Here is a 23,824-nt window from a genome sequence, read left to right as displayed (position 1 = left end):
TATAATGGAACTATGCACGGGCAATCGCGGGGATTCAGTTTGATAGAAGTGGTGACGATTGTGACAATTATTGGTATTCTGGCGACGGTTGTTATCGTTGGAGCGTCTGGTATGGCGGCGGCATCGCGTGACAATCAACGCTTGCTCAACGCTAACGCTATTGCTGAGCGGCTGGAGACGTTTTATAAACTAAACGCGTACTCCACTGGTCGTACGTATCCCACAAAACATGGTATTGAAGTTGCTGCACAGTCAATGATAGGCGACAGTGCTATCTTAATAGCGCCGGGGAGTACGGGGAATAGCTTGATCGTTGCTACGACAACAGGTACGCCTATAACGATGAAGCCGACACAATATGTTTACCAGCCTTTCGACGCTAATGATAAAATATGCACAGCTGTGCCATGTGTTCGTTTTGCGCTGTATTATCGTACTGAGTTCAAAAATAATATTTATCGGATAGATAGTATACATCAGCAATGAAAATGAATAGAAGAAATAGGAAAGCGGCTGGATTTACGATCGTTGAAGTGGCGGTAACGCTTGTCATTTCTGCGATATTTATTATCGGTATCGTACGTCTGCAAGCGAGTGTAAGCCAATTGTCTATCCAGCAAGTTCAGCGGCGTATCGCAAGTGATTTAGCATACAATAATTTGCGAAAGTATGCTAACGACAACCAGCCAACATGGTTTCGTTGCGAGGTTGCTGGCGGTGTCGCGAAACCAAATGTACTTATTAACGGAAATATTACAGTACGGGGACTGCCATCGCCCGTTTCGCAGAAAGTTGTTGCTACTGCGCCGTATCTGTGTGGCGGTGGCACGGGTGGCGTCGGTATGCCAATTAGAATTGAATCGGTGGTAACATACGGATCAAATCACAGAAAGGTAGTGCATGTTTCGTACGCAGCATTCTAGCCGGGGATATACACTTGTTGAGCTTGTCGTCTCTATTACAGTTTTTAGTATCATTGTGATCGTTTTCGGTGTTGCACTCACGACTGCGTACCACGAAGCTTTTGCTAGTAGAGCCCGTTCGCAAACGACAACAGCGCTGCAAACTGCTATGGATATCGTTGAGAAAGATGTGCGCTATAGCATTGAGTTCATCGGTGTAACCAAAGCGCCGTATAATGATAGCTTTGGACGTCGTAATACTCCGGGGGCAAATTTTGCATGGAATTATAATGGATACAATGCGAAGTCCCGCGTGCTTATTCTAGCGAACTATGCAAGTAATCAGCGCGAGGCATCGTCAATTCGCCGTCCTATATATATCAACAAGCCGAACACGTTCTATAATTGTAGTTTACAGCCAGAATATTTACCGAAGCTTCAATATCGTACTGTATATTTTGTGAATCATGGTGTGCTATATCGGCGCATCCTTATTGATACGGCTTCGCCGCGGTGTCCAGGGCAAAAACTTGCGCAGAAACAATCATGCCCTGCGAGTGCCTTTACCGCCAGTAAGCCAGCTGTCTGTCAAGCGCGTGACGAAGCAATTGCGAAAAATGTCCGCACATTTGCTGTTCAGTACCTCAAAGACGACGATACGCCAGTTACGCGGCAGTATACGACCGGCGGCGAAAGTTATCTTGTCGAAGCGAGTCGTGTCAAGGTGACACTTACAATTGCCGCACCCCCGAGTAGTGAGACGCAGTCTACAACACTTTCAATCACGAGGATCAATTAGTTATGAATAATAGCACCACAAAGCAAACACCAGGATTTTCACTCGCTCTCACGATGCTTCTATCGGTTGTTATACTGGGAGTGTTGTTTGGCGTGTACCGCGTCATCACTGCGCTATATATTAATGCGCAGGAAAGTTACTACCTGAAACTTGCCGAAGAAGCAGGTGAGGCGGGAACAGCATATGCAAACGCTTGTCTTGACGTTAACAATCGTATGCAGACTTGGTCATCAGCAAGTGGTGGCGTCGGTCCGCTCGTGCCAAGTAGCGATTGCAAAGGTACGGCAAACGTACACCCGGCAAACAAGTTCGTATTGCGAGATGGGAACTTGCGCACAACGTTTAGTGTCGGTAACCTAGACTATAGGCGTGAGGGTGTAGCGCAGATTTCAGCCGTTGGTACGACGTATGTTGTAAATTCAGGAGGAGCCGTTCTCAAAACGTATAATACAACTGTCAAAAAATATATCAGCTGGGTGCTTGATTACCAGGGTGAGAAGTCAACAAGTGGTACATTCCGTACCTGTGCTATCATCACGGGCGATGTATGGTGCTGGGGTCGCAATCGATTCGGACAACTGGGTAATGGCAGATCGGAAGGGAAGCTGGATAAGAATGGGAAGTTTGAGTCTGCATCAGAAGGCTTTGATTCCGACATACCGGTAAAAGTCCGTAAAGACGTTGGCGTGCTTGCTGGAAAACAAGTGAAAGATATATTTACTGCTCAGTATCATAGCTGCGCGCTCGCAGAGGGTAAAGTGTATTGCTGGGGTTACAATCATCGTGGACAGCTTGGCAACGGGCGCTCCGGGCCTCTTGAGCACTCAAATGTGCCAGTGGAAGTTAAGGGTATACTCGCTGGAAAAACTGTTACTGCGATCGGTGGTACAGGTGATATGTCGTTTGCTATTGCTGGCGGCAAGATCTATGGATGGGGTGCTAATTTTAAGGGCGGTCTTGGCGTTGGACCAACTACACCAGATCGTTACACAGTACCAACAGAACTTGGATTCAACAGAGGTGGATACAGTTTACCTACGAATTACATTGCGACTGCTCTTTCTTCAAGCGGAAGCCGTTCGTATACTATGTGTGCGATCGCAAACGGTGCCGCCTACTGCTGGGGTCAGGGGAAAACAGGACAGCTTGGCGACCCGACACAAAAAATTAAATCTGTCACAGTTCCGATTCTTGTGCACGGCATACCTGGTACGGTCGTTTCTGTCACGCAAGATGGCTATCCAGATGTTGTAGCTGATACGGCGCAGCATGTTCACGCATGTGCATTGACAAGTGCCGGTAAAGTCTACTGCTGGGGTTCAAATGGTCACGGTCAGCTTGGCATAAACTCTAAATCCCCTGCATTTTCGTTTGTGCCGCGCGAAATCTCTAGAGCGAAAATACCAGCAGGCGATACTATCAAAAGTATTGCGGCAGGCGTATTCCATACTTGCTTATTAACGAGCGGTAAAAAAGTTTATTGCTGGGGTATAAACAGCCGCGGACAAATTGGTAACGGTACGGGCGGTTGGGGTACGCCTGATATTCTCGTGCCGACACCTGTTACTGTTGGTGCAAACGGATTGCCAGCTGACCGGACTGTCGAAGCGATCGGTGCGGGTGCGAACCGCGGGTGCGCTACCCTTTCTGATGGGCGCACATTCTGCTGGGGGCAAAATGATGGTGGACAGATTGGCGACAACACGAAGATAGACCGCTACACCCCCGTTGAGTCTCTTTTCCTTCGTCCTGCAAAGAACCGCTATATATATTGAGTGAGCCGTGCAGCAAAAATGCTTGCGCTTACTTTATAACTGTAGTATCATCAATATATAAATTAAACGTAATAAATAGGGGGCACTTAATCGTGACTACTACACAAATCAAAAATCGCGGTTTCACACTCGTTGAGCTTCTCATCGTGATTGTGATTATCGCTATTCTCACCGTTGTATCGCTTGTCGCTTACAACGGACTGCAGAACAAGGCTAAGACAACTGCGGCTGAATCGGCCGCGGAGACCGTTGGCAAAAAAGCTGAGCTCTATAATGCAGATAAAGGTTCATATCCAGACAAATTAGAAAAGATGAATGGATCTACTGTAGCTCGTAGCGAAACGTTTCATATTGCAGCGGATGTATTAGCTGCTGGGTCAGGAGATGGCGCTAGTACAACTTTGACTTCTGCCCCGGAAAGTGCCAACACGATTAAATATGAAGCTTGCCCAGACAATAAGGGTGCTAAAATACATTATTGGGACTATACGGCAGCAGCTGGTAGCAATGTAAAGACGCGTGTCGTTGGGGTTTGTTAGCTGGCGACAATGATATAAATAAAATACCCCATAAAATGGGGTATTTTATTATGTTGTCGGACTTACACTTTACTGTAGCCGTTTTGGCGCATCGTGTGTGGTAATGGGTTATCACTTGCAGTTTCGTTTGGTAAAGGGTATATAATACACTATTAAGGTCCTGTCGTTTGTCCTAATTTCTAACCTAGTTTACAGTCTGTTAACTCATATTTTTCAAGTTTAAGCAAAACTCCCGCACCTCGCTCCGCAGTTTCGCGAGCGCTGTATCGTCGTCGCGCGCGTCTATCGCTTGCTTCATCCATTCGGCGATTTGCGGCATGTCGCTCGGCGTGCAGCCGCGCGTAGTTAGGGCTGGCGTACCGAGGCGGATGCCGCTGGGGCGAAACATCGGCAGCGGGTCGTCTGGCACAGCGTTGGCGTTTAGTGTCAGCCCGATTTTGTCTATCGCCTGCTCCGCCGCCTTGCCGTCTATACCGAAACTTTTGTGCACGTCCGCCAAAATCAAGTGATTGCTCGTGCCGCCTGTCACCAGCACGAAGCCGCGCTGGCGCAGTTCGTCTGCCAGCCGGGCGGCGTTCGCTACTATATTCCGCGCGTATTCCCGAAACTCCGGCTGCAGCGCCTCGCCAAACGCCACCGCTTTGGCGGCGATGGTGTTCATGTGCGGTCCGCCCTGCATGCCAGGGAAAACCGCTCGGTCAATCAGCGTAGGAATGTTTGCTAGCGTTTTGGCGGGTTTTTTGAGCGGGCTGCTTACCGTGCCCATACTTAAAATCAGTCCGCCGCGCGGTCCGCGTAACGTTTTGTGCGTGGTCGTAGTCATGACGTGGAAACCGTGTTTCAGCGGGTTCTCCGCCGCGCCGCCAGCGATTAGCCCGGCGATATGCGCTACATCTGCCATCAGTAAGCAGTCCGGAATTTGGCGCCCGATTTCGGCGAACTTCGCCCAATCCAATTCGCGCGGATAAGCGCTAAAGCCCGCCAAAATAATCTTTGGCTGGTGCTGCTGCGCTAGGCGGCGAATTTCGTCGTAATCAATTTCGCCCGTCGCAGGATCTTTCATCTTGTATGGTACAAAATTATACAACTGTGCACTACGTGTGACGGGTGAGCCGTGCGTGAGATGCCCGCCGTGGCTCAAATCCATTGCTAAAATTGTATCGCCCGGGCGGCACCATGCGCTATACACCGCCTCGTTTGCTGGTGCGCCACTATGCGGCTGTACGTTGGCGTGGTCGGCGTGGAATAATCGCTTGGCGCGGTCAATGGCAAGCTGTTCAACCTTGTCGGTAAACTCCTGTCCGCCGTAGTAACGGTGTCCGGGGTAACCTTCGCTATATTTGTTTGTAAACACGCTGCCGAGTGCTTGCCGCACCGAGTGGCTGACGTAGTTTTCGCTAGGGATTAGCTCTAATCCTTCTCGTTGGCGTTTTGCTTCGCCGTCGATAAGTGTCGCAACAATATCATCATTCATAATCTGTACCTCCATTAGGTTTATTTGTCAAAAGCAGTGAAATCGTTGCTAGATCATGTGTTTAGTATAGCGTGTTTTGGAATACTTGACAATATATCACATTAGGTATATTATTCATGATATGAAGACGTCGGAATATCTTAAAAATATTGGAACATTAATTCAAGAAAACCGCCAATCGCGTGGTATGACACAGAGTGAGCTTGCCGAAGCGCTTGGTACGAGCCAGTCGGCAATCAACCGTATTGAGAAAGGCGGACAAAATATCAGTCTTGAGATGATTGCACGCATCGGCGATGTGCTATCGTGCGAGATTGTCCGTATTAATAATTATGGCAAAACTAATTTCCGCGTGACGGGCGGGCGTGAATTGCATGGCAGTATAGAAGTAAAAACTAGCAAAAATGCGGCGGTTGCATTGCTTTGTGCTAGCCTGCTAAACAAAGGTAAGACGACGCTGCGGCGTGTTGCACGAATTGAAGAAGTTAACCGCATCATTGAAGTACTTGAAAGTATTGGCGTGAAATGTCGCTGGCTGGAACATAATGACCTTGAAATCAATCCGCCAAAGCGGCTGGATTTAGCAAATATGGATGTCGACGCTGCTAAACGCACGCGCAGCATTATTATGTTCCTTGGACCATTGCTGCACCAATATAGTACGTTTGAATTGCCATTTAGCGGTGGTTGCAATCTTGGTACGCGCACAGTTGAGCCGCACATGACCGGGCTTGCACCGTTTGGGTTGTCGGTGCAAGCAACAAGCGATCGCTATGTTGCGACGAACAAGCCGCAGGCAATTGACCGCGCTATTGTTTTGACCGAACGTGGCGATACTGTGACTGAAAACGTCATTATGGCGGCAGCACTTTACGACGGTGTGACGATTATTCGCAACGCCAGCCCGAACTACATGGTGCAGGATGTTTGCTTCTTCTTGCAGGCGCTTGGCGTGGATATTGATGGTATCGGCACGACAACGCTGACGATCCGCGGCGTGAAATCAATCAACAAAATAGTGGAATATTATCCAAGCGAAGATCCAATTGAAGCGATGAGTTTCGTAGCGGCGGGTATCGTGACAGGGTCGGAAATTACCGTGGCGCGCGTCCCGATTGAATTTATGGAGTTAGAGCTGGCGACGCTCGCTGGCATGGGGCTGCAGTATAACATGACGCCGGAGTATACTGCGCGCAACGGGCGGACGCGGCTGGTGGATATTACGCTGAAAAAATCCAAATTGCATGCGCCGAAAGATAAAATTCACGCGTTGCCGTTTCCTGGAATCAATATGGATAATCTGCCGTTTTTGGGGCTATGCGCGACAGTTGCTGATGGCCGCACGCTGATTCACGACTGGAGCTATGAAAACCGCGCGATTTATTTCACGGAGCTTAGCAAACTAGGCGGGCGTGTTGAAATGGTTGATCCGCATCGTGTGTATATTACCGGTCCGACGCGCTGGAAACCGGCAGATATTATTGCGCCGGCAGCATTGCGCCCGAGCGTGGTGATTTTGCTCGCTATGATGGCGGCGCCCGGCGTGTCGCTGCTGCGCGATGTGTATAGCATTAACCGCGGCTACGAAGCAATTGCTAAGCGGCTCAATTCGCTCGGTGCGCAGATTGAGACGGTATGGGAATAATGTGGCACTTGCTGTTTTATTCCGTAGCGCGATAGGATATAGCGCTTCTAAAATAAGCAAAAAACCGAGGAAAACCTCGGTGCTTTGCTTGGGGCGAAAGATGGGATTCGAACCCACGGCCTCCGGAGCCACAATCCAGCGCTCTAACCAACTGAGCTACTTCCGCCACGATCGCCGTCTCAGTATATCAGATACTGTACCGATTGTCACGGGGTACATGGGGTGCGGACGAGACGGCGCCCTATTTATTACATGCCGCAAAAATGCTACAATATAACCATTCGCGGGTGTAGTACAGCGGTTAGTATGTAAGTTTTCCAAACTTGAGATCGGAGTTCGATTCTCCGCACCCGCACCAAAATGGAATTTTCTGAGATTTGGTCGTCCGCGTGGCACGGTATTTGTTATAATAGATGTAGCGCCCCGGTAGCTCAGTGGATAGAGCAAGAGACTTCTAAGCTTTTGGCCGTAGGTTCGATTCCTACCCGGGGTACCAGTGTTTGAGTCGCTGTACATGTAGTTTCATTTGTAGAAAATTAAAAGAGATAAACACCTTAGTTATTCTTCTCTCACGAAAAAACCACCCGGACGAAGGATGGTTTTTTCGTGGAGGGTCAGGAGGGGTTCGAACCCTCGACACCCTGCTTAAGAGGCAGGTGCTCTAACCAACTGAGCTACTGACCCATTATTGTTTAAACTATACGCGCTTGTTTGCTATAGGGACTTTAGTTGTCCGACTAGTGATTCTCTTAGCAAACTAAACCTGTATCTTTTCACTGTAGCACGTTTTGGCGGATTAGTAAATACTCAGCACGGTGCTTATGATTGCCATATCGGCAAAAATGCGCGATAATATAGCAGTATGTCGCAGCTCAATATAATCGGTAAACATGTGCGCGCGGGCATTTTGAACGCTCAAAAACGGAGCGATGCGCGCCGGCAGGCGTTAGCGCAGGCAGAGAAGTACAATGTTGTCGGGGCGGGCGGTGCGTTTACTGCAGCATATGAGCAACTACGTAATGCTGCTGAAAATACCGACGAGCATTTGTTGCTGCAAAATGCGATTCGCCGGTTTTTCAAACAATTATTTATCGTACGCGACGAAACGCTTGTGCGCCAGAGCGGCACTGAGTTGGTAATTGAACTGACGTTTGCAGGTTACATTCCAAATGATAACGTCGCTCCAGAGCAAATCGAAGCAATAACGGAGTTGGCGTGCCAGCACTATGTGGCATTTGAAAAGCTGCAGAAACGCCGCAGTATTAACGCCGACCGGTCGACGAGCTGGGTGCTTGAAACGCTGTCGGTGCGAGTAGCGCAGCTCATCGCACCAAAAGAACGCGACGTGGCGTTTATGGATTTCGCGTACGAGTATTTCGAGCAGGCGATCCCGCGCGATGCTGTATCAAAAACGACGCGCGATGAGTATGGCGCAGCGCTTTATGTTGCCATTCACCGTGCACTGATGAAATCCGATGCAGCGACGGCGCGTGCCGGGTTGCTATTGCGCTACGGTGTATCAGTGGAGCACTTAGATCAGTTTGTGGCATACAATCAAAAGATTGATGCGCTGCTGCAAGGTTCGGTGGACGATGAACTGTATCGGATTGTCGACCGCCAGGGCGCGCCCCTGCGAATTGTACGCCGCATGATAGAGACCCGCGAAGACGTACCGGAGTTATTATTGAAGCGCGAAGTTTTTTTGGAGGCGTTTGAGCAGCAAGTTGCCAAAGAGTACACGAATATCATGGGGCGAATCAATCGTGCGATTATGCGTAGCGTAATGTTTTTGATCATTACGAAATTCTTAATTGGCATCGCGATTGAAGTGCCTTACGATATGTGGGCACACGGCGCGATTTTGTGGCAGCCGTTGATTATTAACCTGTTCTTTCCGCCGGTTTATATGGTGTTGCTGCGGTTCACGCTTAATACGCCGGGCTATGCGAATACGTCGGCATTAGTGAATCGTGTCGATACGATGTTGTATAGCGACAGCACGACGCTTGTGCGCCGGCAATTAGGTGGTAGGAAATATAGCGTAGTCTTTTCGGCATTATACGGTGCGTCTAGCTTGGTAGTATTTGCGGCAACGATATGGATATTACTGCTGCTTAATTTCTCGCTTGTGCATATTGCGATATTCTTCTTTTTCTTCTCAGCGGCGAGCTTCTTGGGCTTTCGCTTGAGCCGCATGATTCGCGATCTGGAGATTGTGCGCAGCGCGAGTAACGGGCTGACGTTTGTGCGCGATACGATTTATTTGCCGTTTGTCGTAGCAGGGCGCTGGATGAGCGATAAATATGCGCAAGTTAACATTGTGTCAATTATTTTAGATATGTTGATTGAGCTGCCGTTCAAAACGATTTTGCGCCTCGTGCGGCAATGGTCGGCATTTATTGACGATAGGAAGGATCGTATTACATGACGCGGGAGTTAAATGGGCGCGAACTGCAGCAATTTATCAAAGTACGCCAGTTGCGGCAAGTGCGGAATTTGCGGCAAGAGCACGGTATTGCTCCAAAATTGTTGATCGTGATGAGCAAAACAGCGAGCGACGTTATCGCGGCGTATGTGCGCATGAAGCAGCGGTATGCGCGCGATATATTGATTGACGTTGAGATTGCGGCGGTAGAGCAGAGCGATATGATTAGCATAGTGCAGCAGGCAAACGATGACGCGTCAATTCAGGGTATTATCGTGCAGTTGCCGCTTGATGATCCGGTGGGTACGAGCGAGATTTGCAATGCGATTGCACCGGAAAAAGACGTTGATGGGCTGGGCGAGCACGCTATATTTCCGAGCGCAACAGCACAGGCGATTGATTGGCTTTTGGCGGGCTATGGTGTCGATTTGGCGAGCAAGGTAATTGCGATTGTGGGGCGGGGCAAACTAGTTGGTGCGCCGCTTGCGAAATTGTGGGGCGAGCGCGGCTTGAATATTACTGTATTTGATGATCAAACGCCGCTTTGCGATATGCAGCGGTTTGATGTGATTGTAACAGCAACGGGTGTGCCGCGGTTAATTACATCAGATATGGTAAAATCTGGCGCGGTGGTGGTAGACGCCGGTACGGCAAGTGAGCACGGCAAACTTATTGGTGATGTTGACGATAGCGTGCGTGCCATGCCGCATGTAACGATGACGCCAAAAAAAGGCGGCGTCGGTCCGCTCACATATACGGTACTATTTGATCATTTGATTGAGATCTGTCTCAAGCGAGCAGATAAGCTGTAACTAGCGAATATTAAGCGCATGTTTCACGCGCTCAACAACTTGGCGCGGTGTGAAATCGGCTTTCACAATGTAGCTATGCACGCCGAGCTTGCGTAGTCCATCCGGCGCTTCTTCTTCGCCGAGATTTGTTAGTACGATGACGGGCGTCTGCTTGTGGCTTGGCAATGTTCGGATTAGCGAAAGCGCTTCAACGCCGTTCATGTTTGGCATTTGCAAGTCGAGTAAAATCAAATCCGGATGGAACTTTTTTACGATTGCAACACCCGCTTCGCCGTCGCTCGCCGTCGCGACATCAAACCCCGCCGCCTCAAACTTCATGCGGTACATTTGGTTGATCACTTGGTCGTCTTCAATTATCGCAATCTTTGTCATATTATTAATATAATAGCATAAACAGCTAAGACTGGGGAGTAAAAATATGCAGGATCGACTGAAGCGACCGGAAATATTGCCGATGGGCGGCAGGTTGTTGGAATTAAACCCGGAGATTGTAGCTCTTTACGGAGAAGTTGAAGCAGGAAGCGAGCGCTTGCCGGTGAGCATCGCTGAGCGCACCGATCCAGCGTATGAAAACCCAGAAAAAATCAAAGAAGTGCTTGATTATTTAAGTGTCGCCGACAGTAAAGTGCAACTTGCACGCATGGGCGAGCTGGGCGGCATTGCATATCGTTTGAGCTACCTGGCGTCGGGTGAGGTTTTGCGCCGATCGTGGGATGGTCATGTCAATGCAAGCAGTCCAGTCGAATATGCGCGCCGCCAATATTTATACGGGTCGGATCAGGTTGACGCGGAAGCATGGTGGCGGCAAGGCGGCAGCGCGATGGCGCTTGTGACGATTGTCAATGCGTTTGATTTGGCGGCGCGCGACAATCCTGAGCACCGCGGTTATCCAACTATGAGCGGTCCGATCGACGAGCGGATATTGAACCATCATTTTGGTGATGACGTGCCAGAGTTGTCAGGACTGTCACTCCATTCGGCGGTTGCGGCGACGGCGCAAAATTTCGGTGTGGTACGCGGGTTGCCGCCGCTGAGTACCGCGGAATGCGTTAAGCGTGCCGACGAAAAGATGCAGCGTCTAGACGACTTTGTGCACGCCTCAAATTCGGCAGAATTCTTGGACGTGATTCGCTATTGTGCAGATGGTATCGGTATTCGCGAGCGTATGAAGCTTGTGAATGATGTGATCACGGAATTTGCTGCGGACGAAGAAGTCGGACATTCGCCGATTATCGTCAGTTTGGGGTGCGGCACGGCGCTGCCAATGCTGGAATTGATAAAGCAATTGCACGAGCACGGCAAGACGCCGCGGGTCGTTTTGATTGATCAAGACCCAATCGCGCTCGCTGCCGCACAGCAGATGGCGGAGCAGCGCGGATTGAGCGGCTCAATTGAGTTGCACTGCAGGAAGTTATTCAATAAAATCGGAAAACCGCTCGACCTGAAAGAGATTTTGAGCGGACGGGTTCCGGCTGTGATTGAAAACTCCGGTTTAGGCGAATATGTGCCGGATATACCGTATCGACGGTTGCTGCGCGAGGCATATGGTGCGCTTGGCGCGGGCGGCTTGCTCGCGAATTGCAGTACAAACGAAAATCGTCCGCATAAAAACTTTTTAGCGGATGCGATGGGCTGGCCGGCGAGAGTCCGACGCCGCAGCCTGTCAGACATGGCTGATATGCTTGACGCAAGCAAAATCCCGCTTGACCGTACCGAAGCACGCGTGACTGCAAGCGGCGTCTACACGGGATATTTCACGCGCAAACTCTAGCGCTGCTCTTTCAAACCGTGTACTATAAAAGTATCGTGATAGTGCTAATGCTTGTGGGATTGACGATCTGCTACCTGATTTTGGCAGGATTGTCACTCTATGGCAATACGCGCCGAACAGCGAACGTACTGTTTAGTCTGATTGCCGTTTGTTTTGCAGTATGGTCGTTTGGTATGGCGCTATTTATGGACGGGTCGAATATTTCAATGATGAGACTCGGCGCGAAGTTATTTTACTTTGCTGCGACATGTTTTGCGCCGCTTTTGCTTTTTTTCATCGTATGCTATCCGCGCGTGCGAAAGATTGCGCGTTACGCGGCGATTGTGCCGATCGTGACAACGACGATCATTGCTGTATTGCTTGCGTTGTATCCGAATTTTATCATCACTACGATAACGCTGGGCTCAAACGGTTGGACGATAGAAGTAAACCGCATTGGCTATATCGTGTTTGCGGTACCGTTTGTCGCATACTTTTTCGCTGCAATGTGTGTAGATTTGTGGCGGAGGCTGCACTATTCATCGGGCATGTGGGTGCACCGATTGTATTATATGAGCGGTATTGCTGCGACGAGTATTCCAGGGTTTGTGTTTGATTTGGTGCTGCCGTTTTATGGCGAATATCGGTGGATTTGGATTGGCCCGCTTGCGTCGGTAATATTTCTGGGTACGACGCTGTACAGCATGGCGCGCTTCCGCATGCTGCATGTAAAATCATTTTTGGTGCAGGCGGTGACGTACGCGAGTTTAATTGTGACGCTTGCAGCATGCTATGGTGTGGCGTTTTTTGGATTGTCGCAAGTATTTTTGCCGCAAATGGCAAAACCATCGTCGGGCATGTTTATTCTCAATACGATTCTCGTGCTGGCGGCGGCGTTTGCATTCCAGCCGCTTCGCCGAATGTTTGATCGGTACGCGGAGCGCATTTTTTATCATCGCAAGTATAGCGCAGAGCATGTAGTCAACGTTCTGACGCGGCTAACTGTACGGTCGACCGACCTTGATACGCTGCTTCATTCGTATCTGCGGGCGTTCTCTGACATGTTCCGTCCGCGCTATGTCGCCGTTGTTTTCAAAGATGCGCAGCATAAACCATACGCCGTCGGTAAACGACTAACGGCGCATATGGCGTACGATGCGATCACGCAACTCAAACAGAATGGCACAATTAGCATGCACGGTATCGCGGTTCTCCTGCCGCTTTGCGTCTCTACACAGGAGATCGGCTATTTAGTAGTTGGCGAAGGAAAAGATGAACGCGAATATCGTAAACGGGATATAGCCTTGTTTGGCGTGCTGGCAGATCAATTATCAATAGCGCTCTTAAATATTTTTCGCTTGGAAGAAATTCGCCGCTTCGCTGGCACTCTGGAGCATGAAGTCAATGATGCGACGGCACAATTGCGCCGGTCAAACGAGCAGCTGCGGTTTCTTGATACGGTAAAAGATGAATTTGTGAGCATGGCGAGCCACCAGCTGCGCACGCCGCTCACAAGCGTTAAAGGTTATTTAAGCATGGTGCTCGACGGTGACGCGGGCGAAATCAGTGCCTCGCAGCGGCAGCTATTGCAAGAAGCCTTTACGAGCAGCGAGCGCATGGTGCATTTGATCAGCGATTTTCTGAACGTGAGCCGGCTACAAACGGGCAAGTTTGTTATCGATCGAGTACAGACAGACCTAGTATCTCTGGTCGCTGAAGAGGTTGCGAATGTCAGCCAGGTAGCGTCGGCGCACAAGGTGAATGTGAGGTTCCGTAAGCCTGCGCGCTTTCCGCTATTGTATTTAGATGAGAATAAATTGCGCCAGGTGATTATGAATTTGATTGATAACGCGATTTATTATTCGCCGAACGCTGATACAGTACGCGTGCGTTTGTCGATTGAGGATGGCGATGTAGTACTGCGAGTTGTTGACCATGGTATGGGCGTGCCAAAAGACGCGCAAAAGCGGCTTTTCACGAAATTTTTCCGCGCTGAAAATGCCCGCCGCCAGCGCCCAGACGGTACGGGTATCGGTCTGTATCTTGCAAAAAAAGTGATACACGGGCACGGCGGCTCGCTTATTTTTGAGTCGGAGCTGGGAAAAGGTAGTACTTTTGGATTTCGACTGCCGATTCGCCGGCTGGAAAAGCCGCCGAAAAAGACCGTTCCGTAACGTTTTGCTTAGCGGCAGAACGCTTGCGCTATAAAGTGCCATCTGGTAAAATAGAGCAACGCGTTTTAGTAATTGCGTAGGGCGTATGCCTACCTCTGCGGCCTTATCGTCTAACGGTTAGGACACCAGGTTTTCATCCTGGCAATCCGGGTTCGATTCCCGGTAAGGTCACCATCAAAGGATTTATCATCCATTCGGATACGAAACAGCTCGTTTACCTCTGGTAGCGAGCTGTTTTTGTGAGTTCCAAACTTTATTTCGTCGTAGGTTGGGATTTTGTTAAAGATAGCGGCGAAAAAGGCAGCTTTTCGCAGAGGATTACAGAGGTCAAGCAGTAGTTCGGAGAGGTGTTCCAAAATATATTTAGCGTATTGCAAGACTTGGTCGAATTCGGCTTGCAAATTAGGCTGATTGGCGATTTCTTTGTCTAGGCTTGCTAGTTCGTTTTCGGCGTTAACGATATCCTCTTCCAAGTACGTAAGTGCTGTTTCGCTTGTGACGACACGCATTTTGTCCACGGTCGCCCTAATCTGGTTTTGCAGGCTCTGGCGATGCTCTAGGCGCTGTTGGTTGGCTTCTAGTTGCTTTGCTTGGCGTTCGCGCCGCAGCTCGGCAATAGCAGCGATAATGTCATCAACGTACTCTGACTTTACGGTAATAGTCCGTACAAAATCCTCAATCGTCTTGTCGAACTCGGGCTTGGGCACGCGAAAATAATGCCCATTGCGACTACAATGATATGCCGGATAATACACGCCCATCTTGCCACGCGAAGCGCTGCCAGAAAGGGTTTTGCCACACTTCGGGCAAGCAACGACTTGTTTATACGGATATTCTGGGTTGTAGATTTGTTTATTTTTCAGGTGCTCCGGCACGGCTCTACGCTTGATGGTTATCATATCGCGGCTGTCAATTTCCACAAAAATTCGCCCGCGATTCGCTTCATTAAAAAGCTCGATGCTAACCAATCCATCAAACTGCGCTTTGACCGGCTGGTCGTGCGTCCACTTTTCTTTGATGATACCGCAATAAACCAGTTTGCTAGCGTACTGATCAATCATTTTGGCGGTCATTTGCTTGCTGCCAATTTGTCGCTTAATTTTGGTTCGGTCATATTTGTCGCGCACAATCGTAACACGCGAGCGAAAGCCCATCGAATTTAACTCGTCGGCGATTTGCTGATTGGTATAAATGTGAGCGGCGCGCATTTCAAAAAGTTTTATGATAAATTTCGCCTCGTTCTCATCAGGCTTCAAAATCGTGCGCCGACCATTTTTCGTATCCACCTTGACGCTGCGAAAACCATAGTGCGGACGGCGCATCCAATAACCGAGCTGAGTATAGCGAATTTCCGCGCCAATCATCCGACTCATGATGTCGCGCATTTCGTCTTTGGCGCGCTCTGCTTCCAAATATTCCGACTTTTGCGTCGGATTAAACTTGCTCCAATAATACTTAAAACCAGTGTGCTCCAGCGTGTTAATTTGCTGCTTGCCAATCACGCCGTACATGTCCTCAAGGGCAATGCCTAACCGCGTCAACTGCCGCTTCAAGGGCGAATAATAATCGCCGCCACCGCGCGTAAAGCGGTCGATTGATTTAATCAGCACGACTTGAAAGCCTTTGCTTTTGTCCTTGCAAACGTCGATTACTTTTTGCATCGGCTGCGTTTCGTGCGACGCCGATTCAAGCAAAATAATCGTCTCGGTGATTATAATATTGTGCGCCTTGGCGTAAGCTTCGCCTTGCTCGCGCTGCGCTTCGGGCGAGTCGCCGTCAAGACCCTGCTTGTCAGAAGAAACCCGTATCGCCAGCAAGCCGATTCGGGGTTGGTTATTTGGAGGCATTTTTATCATCCTCCAATATCGTGATTAGCTTTTTGGCAAACGCGCCGTCTTCGATAATCTTCTCGACGATTAAATTTGCCACCAGCCTAATCCGCTGCTCGGTCGTGAACGAAAATTGCTCCACCAGCGGGGCTTTTGGTTTATTTTTACTTCCTTTTGGTCGCGCCATAATCCCTCCTGTCACGACTCGTCATAACATCAACTAGACTTGGGTTGCTGCGGACGCCCGCGCCCAGAACGCTCCTGCAAATCCTTTTCAATCAGCTGCTTCAGCTCTCTATCGCCAACCATCGCCAGCGCCTTAAGCACCAATTCCGTCAGGCTCATGCCTTGACTATAAGCAACGGCTTTGGCTCGGTTGCGCACTTCTTTTGATGTGTCGATTTGTAGCTGAATTCTTGATTGGCTCATTAATCCTAGTATACTACACGGGATGACAACCAAAAAGCGCTACTGTTTGAAGTCTAGTTTTTCGTGTTATTAACGAGCCAGTTTTACGATTAAACCTCTACTTAAATTATACTACTTGTACTACAAATATTCAATAGTTTTTCGCTATTTTATGATGTAAAATATACCGAATATCGATATACATTATAATTCATCTATAAAACTACTGTTATCTATTGCTATTTTTTTCTTCTTTCTATATAAATATATTAGAAAGAAATCGCGAAAGGCTGGTAATGAAAATGGACAAACGTTCAGCTCTCAAGCAGGGGCAGATAGACATACTGGAAACGTTGTACAAATATCGGTTTGGTAGTCGTCAACTGTTGGCGGATAGTTTGGGCATTAAGTCGGGTTCAAATTTGTTTGAAAAGTTGAACGTGTTGATGAAGCACGGTTTTGTGGCTAGACTATATGACAAAAGCTACAAATTGCGGGGCGTGCCAGCGGCGTATTATTTAACGCCAAAAGGACTTAGGCAGCTGCAATTGATTCATGGCAGTGAACGCGTTACCGACGCCATTATCAAAGCGAGCTACCGCGACAAAGTCGTCAGCCAATCATTCGTTAATCATGTAGTTGATGTGTATTCGTGCACCAATAAGCTACAGCACCAATATCCACCGTTAAAAGTATTTTTGCGACGTGAAATGGCGCTTTATAGCTACTTTCCGGCTAATCCACCCGATGTCTTTTTGTCGCTCAAAACGAACGGTGGGTTGCAGCGATTTTTCTTTGATGTTGTATCCAAAGACGCGCCACCTAGTGCCATCAATCGCCGTCTGGTAAATTATATGGAATTTTTCGATGAGGGTGGCTGGGATGAGACTGGCAGTGATTTGCCTAAGCTCCTGTTTTTGCTGGAAAATCCAGCTGCAGAAAACCGCTTGCGGCGCGCTGCCCATGCCGTGCGGAGTCGGTTTAACCTAGATGATGAAATCGAGATATATACGGCGACGACTGAAGGTCTGCTGGGTGAAGATTCTGCGATTTGGTCGAATATTGATGAGCCTGGTGAGCTTCTTTCCTTAGATGAGTTGTAAATGAATTTGAGGCTGCATGTGCGTCAATCGGCCGTGCGATGATTGCAAGGCGGCGCCCTCGGGCGAGCTTGCAGTGGTCGCACGAAAGCCGCCGCGTAGCTTCTAGGGCTAGACTTATTTCGCAAATGACAGACAGGCGGCGCGTTTTGTGCGCCAGCGCAGTACGCGCTAGCTGGCTTGTCTTTTTGTGAAATAAGATAATGATTAATCAGATGATTCTGCTAATTTTCGGCCTGAGATCGTTCATTCTTGCATCCACTCATCTTGACTGCGCCAGCGAGGCGCATGTCGAGTGAGCGGGGTAAGTATGAACGTTGTTGGGCGGTGTAATGTCAGCGTGAAATTAATGATAGCCGACAGTTCTCTGATGGCTACTGACGTGACCCAAAGAAAGTACCACGTTGCCTGCTAATAAGCTATGTTTTTTGTAATTCCTCTAGTATAATCATACTAAATAATATTCACTATAAAATGGTGTCACAAGGAGGGGTATGGGTTTTGTAAGCAAACAAATAAGCAAAGATGAGGCGCAAAGTCTCATGAAAAAGTATAAAATATCCAGCCCGTGGCCCGGAAGGGATGAAACTGCTGTAGCAAATATGGCGTCAGCCTCGGTATATAACGCCGATGCCGATGCATTATTTGCTATTATAAGAGCAAACTTCGGAGCGGCTGTTGAGGGCTATCGCAATTTTGATGGTTTTGACGGGATCGGTGTCCTTATATGGAAAGATACTGCCATAAGGATTGACTACTACAAAAATTTTACCGATAACCATACGAAAATATTTGTGATAACGACCTGGATCCTTGCACCAAGGACAATGGAGCCGTACGAAGATGAGGCGATGAGACTAATTGAAGATGCGCTACTAACCTACCATAACTCAAACCTGCCCCCAGGAGATATAGCCAGAGGTACAAAGTATATGTTTGAAGGATCTAAAATGGAATTTAGCAATAAGGATGATATATGGAAACAACGCAGAGTATAACTGATTTCGTATTACAATGGAGAGCTAACAATACATATACAGTCAATGCTCAAGGTGAATTAAGCGAACAGAGTCTTCTTAAGTTGCTAACCGACATTAACTCTAAGATTGAGAATATGTCATTTGTTTGGCGAAAATGTAGGTATCGGGAAAGAGCCGGTCTCGGCGCGCGAAAAGCGAGTTTGGCTCAAGTCGGTACAAGAAAAGTTGAAAGGACAAACCTACCAGGCATGCTACCGCAACACTGCCGAACAAACGATATTAGAGAAAATCCAGCGTGATTATACTGAAATGAAACATAATGAGCGCACGACAGGATATGAAAAGCCGCACTTACTCTACGATTATCCGACGGAACCGTGCGGCGATATTATCGTAAAGGAAGATTCGCGCACCGCCGCCGAAAAACAGGCGGATATGAACGCTGACGACGTGCAGAAAAAGCTTGGCACGTATGTTGCGCCAAGACATCAGCTTGTTACATTTCAAATTGTTGGTATTAAGTATGCCCAACCGTATATTGATTACACCAAGGGACTAGATGAGTATGTAAAGAGTTTGCTAACTGCTCAGAATACATCAATGACGCTTGATATACCGCTCCAAATGTACAATACGCTGCCGGAACATTTGAAAGCTCAAGACATTCGCCGCGAGCATAGTGTGCGACCATCGCGATCTATGGACGCGAATGAAGATTTCGCGGCGCGCGTCCTTGAATTTGCCAGCTCCGAAAAGGCTCGGGCGTTTCTTGACAACGAGACCTGTCCGTCGTCGAGCACGCAGTGCGGCAAAAAATTTCTCGCTGCGCCATATGGTTCAAATTACCTCATCATTGATGAAATCGGCAAGCTATTCACTAGAATTGCCGCAATTGCGTTTCCGGTAGCGCTCGGGCTTGCCGCGGTTATCATTTGGTTTACAGTTTCGCGTATCATGGCAGAGAACCGCAAAGAAACTGCTGTGTACCGCGCAATGGGCGCGAAGCGTCGCGACATTGCTCATATTTATGTTGTGTATATTATGCTCATTGCTTTGCGTGTCGTGCTTGTTTCTGCGATAGTCGGAATCGTAATAGCCTTAGCGGTCGATTACTCGTATGGTAGAACGCTGACCGATACAGCGGCGACGGCATTTGGTATTATTGATCGCGCACCAGCCGTTCGTTTATTTAATGTTGATTCGTCGTTATTGCTTGTTGTGGTCGCAGCGATCGTAGCTATTAGTCTGGTCGCGAGCATGCAGCCGCTTGTGCGCAATACGATGCGTAATCCTATTCGCGATATACGCGATGAGTGATGAATAGAATGCTTTTTCGCCTCGTACAACATATCGTTATTGTGCTAAAATATATAGGTAATGAAAGATATAATTAAACGAACGAAGATTCTGGCGACTCTGGGGCCAGCGACAAATTCACCGGAGAAAATTAAAGCATTGATTGAGGCGGGCGCAAATGGCTTTCGCCTGAACTTCAGCCACGGCAGTTATGAAGAACGTCTCGACCAAATCAAATGGATTCGCGATGCGAGCCGGCAAATTGGCCGTCCGGTGGCGATTTTGCAGGATTTGCAAGGGCCGAAAATCCGCTTAGGTGCGCTGAAAGGTAATCATTTTGACGTAAAAGCGGGCAGCGAGATCGTTCTTGACCATGCGATTCAAGAGCACGATGGCAGCGCGAATCTGCCGATTCAATACAACTTGGCGGATAAAGTAAAAGTTGGCGAGCCGGTCTACTTGTTCGACGGTAAAATCCGCGGGCACATGGTTGAGCGCGTAAGCGATACGGCAATTAAAGTACGAATCGACAACGACGGCTTTTTGATGAGCCGCAAAGGCTTGAACCTGCCAGACACTGACTTTGGCGGCGATATTATTACGCCGAAAGATATGGCAGACGTTGAGTTTGGTGCTGATAAAGATATTGATTTTGTAGCGTTGAGTTTCATTCAGAGCGCAGATGATGTTAATAACTTGCGGCAAATCTTAGTGAGCCAAGGCTCAACAGCGCAGATTATCGCAAAGATTGAAACGAAGGCGGCGATTGAGCCGGAGACGCTGAAGGAAATTGTGAAAGCTGCCGATGGCGTGATGGCGGCGCGCGGCGATATGGCGGTTGAGACGAGCGCAGAAATCGTGCCGATTGTTGAGCGTGAAATTATTCGCTTGTGTCGCAAATACGGTAAATTGTCTATCGTGGCAACGCAGATGATGGCGAGCATGGTTGACAGTCCTGAGCCGACGCGCGCCGAAGTAAGCGATGTTGCGACGGCAGCAATTCTTGGTACGGATGTCGTGATGCTCAGCGATGAAACGGCGAACGGAAATTACCCGGTCGAGACGGTGAAAATGATGGCAAACACGGTGCGCTACACACAGTCACGCTGGCCGATGAACGACATGCCGATTGAAGAAGGCGAAGTAAACCGCCGCCGTAATGCTATTGCGCGTGCGGCGGTTGAGGTGGCAGAGCGTGTTGATGCAGACCTTATTATTGCTGAGACGAAGTCGGGCGCAACAGCGGCACGGATTGCGGCGCTTCGCCCCGAGCTGCCGATTATCGCCGTGACGCCGTCGCCGCGCGTAGCACAGCAATTAGCATTGTCGTATGCGACGCGCAGTTATGTTCGCGATGATGAAGAGCATGCTGGCGTCAATGTCGCGAAGGAGTTGCTGACAACGGGCAAATACAGCAGTAACGGCCGCCTTGTTGTTGTGGTCGTGAGCGGTCGCCAGCCTGGCGCGACGGGCGGTACCGATACGCTGCGCGTGCGAGTTATTGAGTAGCGGGTTTGGGTAGCGCAATAAAATACACCTCGGTGTTCTTTAGTCTGAGGTGTATTTTTTATAAAAAATGATGCTTCGGAGTGCTAGACGCGCGCCGGCGAGTGTAGTACACTGGTAACAAGATTAATCATAAGTATTTTCGAAACGTGGGCAAGAAACTTATCATTGCGAACTGGAAAATGAACCTCACGGTGAACGAGGCGAGCTTGTTTGTGCACCGATTGGACGATCTGGTTGGCAAACGCCGCGGCGTCGAGATTGTGCTTGCGCCGACGATGTTAGCAGTCCAGCCGCTCCATTTGCAGGTGCAGCACCATCACTTTAATCTCGCGGCACAGAATTTTTATTGGCGCGACCATGGTGCATACACAGGCGAGGTATCGGCGTCGCAATTGCGGGGATTAGTGCAGTACGGTTTGGTCGGTCATAGCGAGCGCCGCCACGTGTTCGGCGAGCGCTCAAAAGATATTCGCAGCAAAGTTCAAGCGGCGGTGCGCAACGGTATCACGCCCGTGTTGTGTATCGGCGAAACGGCGAGTGAGCGCGCTGACGGCGAAACGGCCGATGCCATCCATGACCAGTTGATTGGCGGACTTGCAAACATTACGAGTGTTGAAGTTGAACATATTGTCGTTGCGTACGAGCCGGTCTGGGCGATCGGTACGGGCAAATTTGCCGCCCCGCGTGACGTGTCGCGAGCGGTGAAATTGATTCGCAAACAAATCAAGCAGCTGTTTGGCGCGTTGGCAGCAAAACATGTGCGCGTGCTGTACGGCGGTAGCGTGAATGTTGATAATGCAAGCGCGTATTTGCAGATCGACGGTGTCGACGGTTTGCTAATCGGCGATACGAGTTTGGATGTACGCGCATTTGCGGAGATTATTAAAAAAGCCGATGTAATTGATAAGGCGGTAGCGAGGAAAGCGGCGTGACGGAATTTGATTTTGACGAGCTTGACCGTTCAATTAGTGCGGCAATGGCAAAAAACAACGCGAAAAAAGCGAACGACTCAGCGGGTCAGTCGGCGCCGGGCGTTAGCCGGTCAATGACACCTGAACGCCGCAGCGCGCCAGAAATAAGTCGCCCAGCGGGCGCGAGTGAGTCGACGGTAAAGCCGATTGTTGGTTCGCACCGCCGCGGTCAGTTTATGGATATGGTGCATCCGTCGTCGAATATGACAGCGCGCCGCTCGCAGATTGTGTCGCGAAAGCCGCACACCGTGCAACCAATTACGCCGCCCAGCGAGCGCGATGCAACGCAAGAATCGCCTCTATCGTTGAATGCTAATACAGAAACGAATGATTCTAGAGTGGAAACTCATAGCGCCGAGCAGCCGGCGGTCGACGCATTTCAATTTGACAAAGAATCGACAGGCGCGGCGAATGATACTTCGCTCGTTGAGCCAAAAAACAGTGATATCGCCGAGCGTGATTTTCGCTCTAACATAAATAGCCAGACGGTAAACGATTCGCCGCTCCCGCCGGCGAGTTCTGTTGACGCGCCGCTTGCCGACATGGCGGATACTGCCGTGCACGATAATCGTCAAGCGTCAGCGGCGAGCGAATTGCACGAGCCGGCGTACACGGAGCCGGAGACCCAAGCATCGCCATTCTTACCGAATGCTAAACCAGCGAAACGTCCGCTTGACGCGTGGCAGCATGAGCAAGAGCCGTCAATGCAGCAAATGAATGATTTGTCGGCAGCGCTCCAGGCGGATTTGGAAGTATCGCAGCCGGGCGAGACGCTCACAGCGAATGCTATTCCCGCGGCATCGCGCGATAATATACCAGCAGATGATGAAGATGGGATGTTAGGCGCCGAGCCGGTGGCAAATACAGAGCCGAAAACAAGCGCCCCAACGTCCGCGCCCGCCAGCCGCCGTTTGTCTGATGTCGATCGCTTATCAGCGCTTGATCGCGAAACGCCAGCGCCTGTTGAGCGCAATACTTCCGCAATTGCCGAGCCGGAAACAACAAACTTTTTTGATCCCACGAAGCCTGAAAACACTGCTGCCGAGAACAGCCGGACGCCCATGCCCGTATCAGAACTGCTTGAGCATGATACGCCGCATATTGAAGCAGTGAAAGCTGATCCCGAGCCAACGCTTGATATGTCTGCGACGATTGAAGAGGTAGCAGCTCTTGAAAGCGAGCAAAAAGCAGTAAATAGCACGACGTCAATTCCGCAGCAATATGTTGAACGCGATGTCGTACCGGAGCCGAACGCGGCGATTTATGACACTGAGCAGTATCATATTGATGTTGATGACGATGCGCCGGCGATAAAACAAGCACCGGCGTCGAAAGCAAAAAAGAATCCGGCGGTGCGCGTCGTGTGGCTGATTGTACTATTACTATTTGGTTCGCTTGCCGGTGCGGCTGGCTATTATTTCTTGATGAACCGCTAG

21 protein-coding genes, 5 tRNA genes and 1 pseudogene are annotated in these 23,824 nt (G+C 49.4%); 20 read left to right on the top strand and 7 right to left on the bottom strand.

Going from position 1 to position 23,824, the window contains the following annotated elements; genetic code table 11:
- Nucleotides 1-12 precede the first annotated feature (12 nt).
- From SEML1_RS03445 to SEML1_RS03425, 5 genes are all read left to right on the top strand, one after another.
- Nucleotides 13-486 carry a type II secretion system protein gene (locus SEML1_RS03445; RefSeq protein ID WP_376753832.1) on the top strand — a complete coding sequence of 158 codons (474 nt, stop codon included), beginning with the start codon at nt 13-15 and terminating at the stop codon, nt 484-486.
- Between the two features lie 2 nt (nt 487-488).
- Nucleotides 489-923 carry a prepilin-type N-terminal cleavage/methylation domain-containing protein gene (locus tag SEML1_RS03440; RefSeq protein ID WP_376753831.1) on the top strand — a complete coding sequence of 145 codons (435 nt, stop codon included), beginning with the start codon at nt 489-491 and terminating at the stop codon, nt 921-923.
- Nucleotides 901-1,701: a type II secretion system protein J gene (locus SEML1_RS03435; RefSeq protein WP_376753830.1), complete on the top strand. Its 801-nt coding sequence runs from the start codon at nt 901-903 to the stop codon at nt 1,699-1,701. The genes SEML1_RS03440 and SEML1_RS03435 overlap by 23 nt, the downstream gene beginning before the upstream one ends.
- A 2-nt stretch (nt 1,702-1,703) precedes the next feature.
- On the top strand, nt 1,704-3,476 hold the full coding sequence (locus SEML1_RS03430; protein WP_376753829.1) for an RCC1 domain-containing protein: 1,773 nt from the start codon (nt 1,704-1,706) through the stop codon (nt 3,474-3,476).
- Between the two features lie 92 nt (nt 3,477-3,568).
- A complete protein-coding gene (locus SEML1_RS03425) occupies nt 3,569-4,015 on the top strand; it encodes a type II secretion system protein (RefSeq protein ID WP_376753828.1) in 447 nt (148 codons plus the stop codon).
- A gap of 199 nt (nt 4,016-4,214) precedes the next feature.
- On the opposite strand, the gene SEML1_RS03420 is transcribed toward SEML1_RS03425, so the two are convergent.
- Nucleotides 4,215-5,489, bottom strand: coding sequence for a serine hydroxymethyltransferase (locus SEML1_RS03420; protein WP_376753827.1), 1,275 nt, complete (start codon nt 5,487-5,489; stop codon nt 4,215-4,217).
- A 121-nt stretch (nt 5,490-5,610) separates the two neighbouring features.
- Here SEML1_RS03420 and SEML1_RS03415 point away from each other — a divergent pair, with 121 nt between their 5' ends.
- A complete protein-coding gene (locus SEML1_RS03415) occupies nt 5,611-7,134 on the top strand; it encodes a helix-turn-helix domain-containing protein (protein WP_376753826.1) in 1,524 nt (507 codons plus the stop codon).
- Nucleotides 7,135-7,223: 89 nt separating this feature from the next.
- On the opposite strand, the gene SEML1_RS03410 is transcribed toward SEML1_RS03415, so the two are convergent.
- A tRNA-His gene (locus tag SEML1_RS03410) sits at nt 7,224-7,300 on the bottom strand.
- 117 nt (nt 7,301-7,417) lie between these two features.
- Here SEML1_RS03410 and SEML1_RS03405 point away from each other — a divergent pair.
- Both SEML1_RS03405 and SEML1_RS03400 read left to right on the top strand, forming a co-directional pair.
- A tRNA-Gly gene (locus SEML1_RS03405) sits at nt 7,418-7,492 on the top strand.
- 62 nt (nt 7,493-7,554) lie between these two features.
- A tRNA-Arg gene (locus tag SEML1_RS03400) sits at nt 7,555-7,630 on the top strand.
- Between the two features lie 111 nt (nt 7,631-7,741).
- Here SEML1_RS03400 and SEML1_RS03395 read toward each other — a convergent pair.
- Nucleotides 7,742-7,818: transfer RNA gene (locus SEML1_RS03395), tRNA-Lys, on the bottom strand.
- A 178-nt stretch (nt 7,819-7,996) separates the two neighbouring features.
- On the opposite strand from SEML1_RS03395, the gene SEML1_RS03390 reads away from it, so the two are divergent.
- A complete protein-coding gene (locus SEML1_RS03390; protein WP_376753825.1) occupies nt 7,997-9,562 on the top strand; it encodes a hypothetical protein in 1,566 nt (521 codons plus the stop codon).
- A complete protein-coding gene (locus SEML1_RS03385; protein ID WP_376753824.1) occupies nt 9,559-10,371 on the top strand; it encodes a bifunctional 5,10-methylenetetrahydrofolate dehydrogenase/5,10-methenyltetrahydrofolate cyclohydrolase in 813 nt (270 codons plus the stop codon). The genes SEML1_RS03390 and SEML1_RS03385 overlap by 4 nt, the downstream gene beginning before the upstream one ends.
- Here SEML1_RS03385 and SEML1_RS03380 read toward each other — a convergent pair whose 3' ends face one another.
- The gene (locus SEML1_RS03380) at nt 10,372-10,743 is read right to left on the bottom strand and encodes a response regulator transcription factor (protein ID WP_376753823.1); all 372 of its coding nucleotides are present in this window, start codon (nt 10,741-10,743) and stop codon (nt 10,372-10,374) included. It lies immediately after the preceding gene.
- A 46-nt stretch (nt 10,744-10,789) separates the two neighbouring features.
- Between SEML1_RS03380 and SEML1_RS03375 the strand changes: the two genes are divergently transcribed.
- The 4 genes from SEML1_RS03375 (at nt 10,790) to SEML1_RS03360 (ending at nt 15,458) form a co-directional block, all read left to right on the top strand.
- Nucleotides 10,790-12,142: a class I SAM-dependent methyltransferase gene (locus SEML1_RS03375; RefSeq protein ID WP_376753822.1), complete on the top strand. Its 1,353-nt coding sequence runs from the start codon at nt 10,790-10,792 to the stop codon at nt 12,140-12,142.
- A gap of 47 nt (nt 12,143-12,189) precedes the next feature.
- Nucleotides 12,190-14,295, top strand: a complete 2,106-nt coding sequence (locus tag SEML1_RS03370; RefSeq protein ID WP_376753821.1) for an ATP-binding protein — start codon at nt 12,190-12,192, stop codon at nt 14,293-14,295.
- 99 nt (nt 14,296-14,394) lie between these two features.
- Nucleotides 14,395-14,469: transfer RNA gene (locus SEML1_RS03365), tRNA-Glu, on the top strand.
- Nucleotides 14,470-15,143: 674 nt separating this feature from the next.
- On the top strand, nt 15,144-15,458 hold the full coding sequence (locus SEML1_RS03360) for a hypothetical protein (RefSeq protein ID WP_376753820.1): 315 nt from the start codon (nt 15,144-15,146) through the stop codon (nt 15,456-15,458).
- Nucleotides 15,459-15,824: 366 nt separating this feature from the next.
- On the opposite strand, the pseudogene SEML1_RS03355 reads toward SEML1_RS03360, so the two are convergent.
- From SEML1_RS03355 to SEML1_RS03345, 3 genes and pseudogenes are all read right to left on the bottom strand, one after another.
- A pseudogene (locus SEML1_RS03355) lies at nt 15,825-16,142 on the bottom strand (recombinase family protein); the annotation flags it as partial.
- A complete protein-coding gene (locus tag SEML1_RS03350) occupies nt 16,129-16,311 on the bottom strand; it encodes a hypothetical protein (protein WP_376753819.1) in 183 nt (60 codons plus the stop codon). The gene SEML1_RS03350 and the pseudogene SEML1_RS03355, both read right to left, overlap by 14 nt.
- A gap of 29 nt (nt 16,312-16,340) precedes the next feature.
- Nucleotides 16,341-16,553, bottom strand: a complete 213-nt coding sequence (locus tag SEML1_RS03345) for a hypothetical protein (protein WP_376753818.1) — start codon at nt 16,551-16,553, stop codon at nt 16,341-16,343.
- A 275-nt stretch (nt 16,554-16,828) separates the two neighbouring features.
- Between SEML1_RS03345 and SEML1_RS03340 the strand changes: the two genes are divergently transcribed.
- From SEML1_RS03340 to SEML1_RS03315, 6 genes are all read left to right on the top strand, one after another.
- Entirely contained in the window at nt 16,829-17,635 is an 807-nt protein-coding gene (locus SEML1_RS03340; RefSeq protein ID WP_376753817.1) for a replication-relaxation family protein, read from the top strand.
- A 491-nt stretch (nt 17,636-18,126) separates the two neighbouring features.
- A complete protein-coding gene (locus tag SEML1_RS03335) occupies nt 18,127-18,630 on the top strand; it encodes a hypothetical protein (protein ID WP_376753816.1) in 504 nt (167 codons plus the stop codon).
- Nucleotides 18,631-18,753: 123 nt separating this feature from the next.
- A complete protein-coding gene (locus SEML1_RS03330) occupies nt 18,754-19,929 on the top strand; it encodes an ABC transporter permease (RefSeq protein WP_376753815.1) in 1,176 nt (391 codons plus the stop codon).
- 60 nt (nt 19,930-19,989) lie between these two features.
- The gene (gene pyk, locus SEML1_RS03325; protein ID WP_376753814.1) at nt 19,990-21,417 is read left to right on the top strand and encodes a pyruvate kinase; all 1,428 of its coding nucleotides are present in this window, start codon (nt 19,990-19,992) and stop codon (nt 21,415-21,417) included.
- A 146-nt stretch (nt 21,418-21,563) separates the two neighbouring features.
- Nucleotides 21,564-22,349 carry a triose-phosphate isomerase gene (gene tpiA / locus SEML1_RS03320; RefSeq protein WP_376753813.1) on the top strand — a complete coding sequence of 262 codons (786 nt, stop codon included), beginning with the start codon at nt 21,564-21,566 and terminating at the stop codon, nt 22,347-22,349.
- Nucleotides 22,346-23,824 (top strand): hypothetical protein, encoded by a 1,479-nt coding sequence (locus SEML1_RS03315; RefSeq protein ID WP_376753812.1) that lies wholly within the window; start codon nt 22,346-22,348, stop codon nt 23,822-23,824. The genes tpiA and SEML1_RS03315 overlap by 4 nt, the downstream gene beginning before the upstream one ends.

It is taken from the genome of Candidatus Saccharimonadaceae bacterium ML1 (assembly GCA_030253535.1).
GTDB lineage: Bacteria > Patescibacteriota > Saccharimonadia > Saccharimonadales > Saccharimonadaceae > Saccharimonas > Saccharimonas epibionticum.
Note: the sequence above shows the minus strand (reverse complement) of the source record. Positions and strands in the feature narration are given on the sequence as shown.